Genomic DNA, 3,622 nt, shown 5'->3' on the forward strand with positions numbered 1-3,622 from the left:
ATCGCGCAGGCGTTCCGCATCCCCAGCGGATCGATGAAAGATTCGCTCCTTGTCGGCGATCATCTGTTTGCCAAAAAATTCGCGTACGGTATCTCGACGCCGCACCTTCCGTTTCTTGAAATCCCGCTGATTCCCGGAACCGACGGTCATATCGTTGACGGAGACGAACCGCAGCGCGGCGATATCGTCATCTTCCGCTACCCGAACAACACGCAGCTACACTACGTCAAACGCTGCGTCGCATTGCCCGGCGATGAGCTTTTCGTGATGGACAAAGTGCTCTACCTGCATCCGCGCGAAGGAGACGAATACGCGAAAAAAGCGTTCGCGGGATATGAGCTTGTCGAAGTTCAGGGCAAATTGTGGGTCAGAAACCCGTATGCCAAAGAACATCCCGGTATTCACAACGACGACAAAATCGTTGACAACGGCCTATATCCCCGCGAACTGTTCGATTTCGGCCCGGTTCAAGTCCCCGAAGGGGAATTTTTCATGATGGGAGACAACCGCGACCACTCCAACGACAGCCGTTTCTGGGGAGCCGTCCCTTACGGTCTGATCGAGGGGACCCCGTGGTTCGTCTATTTCAGCATCGACAGCAACTACGAAGTACGGTGGGACCGTATCGGAAAAACCCCGAGCGACCTTGAGCAAAAAGAGGTTCTTGAACGCGCCGTAAGCGAACGAATCCGAGAAGACGCCGACGACTATGAACTCTATTGATCTGCTGGAGATTCCCGCCGCCATTCTAGCCCTCCTCATCGCCATCATCGGGCATGAGATCATGCACGGCTGGGTCGCGTACAAATACGGCGACCGAACCGCCAAAGACAGCGGCAGGCTCAGCATCAATCCTCTCATCCACATCGATCCGTTCGGTTCGATACTCGTTCCGCTGATGACCTATTTTCTTCCGATGCTTCTGGGAGCTTCCAGCGGTTTTTTGTTTGGATGGGCGAAACCGGTTCCGGTCAACACCCATACCGTCATCCGCAACGGCGGTTACAATGCGGCGATGCAGGTGAGCCTGGCAGGGATCGTTTACAACCTTTTTGCGGCAACGATGGCTTCGATTCTTCTTGTATCGATGGCCGAACCGACGGAAAACAGCACGCTGTTGTATATTTTCGGGTATCTGTTCGTTATCAAACTGCTCCTGATCAACGTCGTTTTGGCGGTATTCAATCTCCTGCCTATCCCGAGTTTCGACGGCGCCCATTTTGTGAGCTATCTGACCCTCAAATACAAGATCAGAGCCGTTGCTGAATTTTTCGCCAAAGCCGAACCTTATGGAATCATTGCTATCATCATCATATTGGTTACGCCGCTTAAAATACCGTTGGTCATCTGGCCGATTGAAATCGTTTTAAATCTGTTGCTGAAATAGGGAGTTTTATGAAATTTTACGTCGCTACCGACCACGCCGGAATTGACCTGAAAAACTTTACCGTCGAAAACCTTCGCTCCAAAGGACACGAAGTCATCGACCTCGGACCGTTCGACAAAGAACGGGTCGACTATCCCGACTACGCCGTCAAAGTGTGCGAAAACGTCCTTGCCGACTCTGCGGCGCACGGGATATTGATCTGCGGTTCGGGAATCGGGATGAGCATCGCCGCAAACCGCTTTCACGGCATCCGTGCCGCGTTGTGCCATGACGCTTATACCGCCACCGTTGCCCGCGGCCACAACGATGCCAACGTACTGTGCTTCGGCGAGCGGATCGTAGGACAGGGTGTCGCCGAATCGATACTGGATGCGTGGGTTGCCGGAAAATTCGAAGGAGGCCGCCACTGCGGCCGGGTCGACAAACTTGAGGCAATCAAAGGATAAGCGATGTTTTGGGAATGGTCATTACTGACGATCGTTACGCTGGGAGCACTTTTCTTTCTGGTCAAAATGTTTTATTTTCGAAGCATTACCGTCAAAGAGCAGCGCAGCAGCGAAATGATGAAGCTCACCCTCAAAGAAGCGGAGCTTTTGATCCGTAAATACCAAATCCAGCTGCAGCGCGCATTGGGAAATGTAGACATTCTCAGCGAAGAGCTTAGCAACCTGCGCAATGAGCTTAAAACACTCAAACAGCGCAACTCGAAACACCGGGCCGAAACCGACCGGCTCCAGAATAAAATCAAAGAACTCGAAGGGCGCATCGACGCTCTGATTTAAGAAGAGGAATCCACATATGACACTTACGATGCAAGACAAAGCTTTTTTGATCGGATCGATCCGCGACATTCACGATTTTCCAAAGCCGGGAATCATTTTCAAAGACATCACGACCCTTCTTTCGAACAAAGACGCATATGCCGTTTTGATGCGCCATCTAAGCGAACGTTACGCATCCTATAATCTCACCCATATTGCCGGCATCGACGCACGCGGCTTTATCTTCGGAGCGGCATTGGCGCAAATGCTCGGTATCGGATTCGTTCCTATCCGAAAAACAGGGAAACTTCCCTATACGACCGTATCCGAAAAATACTCGCTTGAATACGGTGTGGATGAAGTGGAAATCCACATTGACGCCTTTGCGGGAGTCGATGCCCCGAAAGTCCTTCTGATCGACGACCTGATCGCAACCGGAGGAACCGCTTACGCGGCGGCGAACCTGATCAACAAAGTCGGTGCAGAATGCGTCGAAGCCTGTTTTATCATGGGGCTTGATTTTTTGAGCGGCCAGTCAAAATTGCGCGAACTGGTTGAAGTCTATACCGTTATTGGAGTCGATTGATGTATATCCCTTCCCCTTCCCGCTTTGATCCCGTTGAAGGGCATTTCGGCCTTTTCGGCGGACGTTATGTACCCGAGACACTTATGCCGGCTTTGCTCGAACTGGAAGAGGCTTACAAACAGATCCGTTTCGACGAGGAGTTTTGGCGGGAAGTAGACGGCTATCTCAAAGACTACGTCGGACGTCCCAGCCCGCTGTATTTTGCCGCTAACCTCTCCGAAGAGCTGGGGGCAAAGATCTATCTCAAACGCGAAGATTTGAACCACACGGGCGCCCACAAGGTCAATAACGTCATCGCTCAGGGCCTGATGGCAAAACGGCTGGGGAAGAAGAAAGTCATTGCCGAAACGGGTGCGGGGCAGCACGGCGTTGCGACGGCAACGATCGCCGCATTGCTGGGGCTTGAATGCGAAATCTTCATGGGTGCCAAAGACGTAGAACGTCAGGAACTGAACGTCTTTCGCATGAAACTCCTCGGGGCCAAAGTGCATGCCGTACAAAGCGGTTCCAAAACCCTCAAAGACGCCATGAACGATGCCATCCGCCACTGGGTAACCCATGCACGCGATACGTTTTACATTATCGGAACCGTGGCGGGGCCGCATCCCTATCCGATGATGGTTCGCGATTTTCAGGCGATCATCGGGTGCGAAGCCCGCGCGCAGATCCTCGAAAAAGAAGGACGCCTTCCCGATAACGTCATCGCGTGCATCGGCGGAGGATCAAACGCCATCGGAGCATTCCAGCACTTTCTTGATGATAAAGAGGTCCGCTGCATCGGAATCGAGGCGGGCGGCTTAGGAATCGACACCGACAAACACGGCTGTTCGCTCGAAAAAGGACGTCCCGGTGTCTTGCACGGACAAATGAGCTATCTTCTTCAAGATG

At 52.5% G+C, this 3,622-nt stretch carries 6 protein-coding genes; all 6 read left to right on the top strand.

Annotation, left to right across the window (positions count from 1 at the left end):
* Window positions 1-723 (top strand): signal peptidase I (gene lepB, locus JU82_RS06115; protein ID WP_037948084.1); only part of this gene is annotated, 723 nt, incomplete at its 5' end.
* Complete coding sequence (locus JU82_RS06120) at window positions 710-1,387, top strand: site-2 protease family protein (protein WP_037948087.1); 678 nt, start codon at window positions 710-712, stop codon at window positions 1,385-1,387. The genes lepB and JU82_RS06120, both read left to right, overlap by 14 nt.
* Window positions 1,388-1,395: 8 nt before the next feature.
* The gene (rpiB, locus tag JU82_RS06125) at window positions 1,396-1,833 is read left to right on the top strand and encodes a ribose 5-phosphate isomerase B (RefSeq protein ID WP_037948090.1); all 438 of its coding nucleotides are present in this window, start codon (window positions 1,396-1,398) and stop codon (window positions 1,831-1,833) included.
* Between the two features lie 3 nt (window positions 1,834-1,836).
* Window positions 1,837-2,169: a hypothetical protein gene (locus JU82_RS06130; protein WP_037948093.1), complete on the top strand. Its 333-nt coding sequence runs from the start codon at window positions 1,837-1,839 to the stop codon at window positions 2,167-2,169.
* A gap of 16 nt (window positions 2,170-2,185) precedes the next feature.
* A complete protein-coding gene (apt, locus tag JU82_RS06135) occupies window positions 2,186-2,734 on the top strand; it encodes an adenine phosphoribosyltransferase (protein WP_037948096.1) in 549 nt (182 codons plus the stop codon).
* On the top strand, window positions 2,734-3,622 hold an 889-nt coding region (gene trpB / locus JU82_RS06140; protein ID WP_037948099.1), incomplete at its 3' end, for a tryptophan synthase subunit beta. The genes apt and trpB, both read left to right, overlap by 1 nt.

The sequence above is a fragment of the Sulfuricurvum sp. MLSB genome (assembly GCF_000747095.1).
Taxonomy (GTDB): domain Bacteria; phylum Campylobacterota; class Campylobacteria; order Campylobacterales; family Sulfurimonadaceae; genus Sulfuricurvum.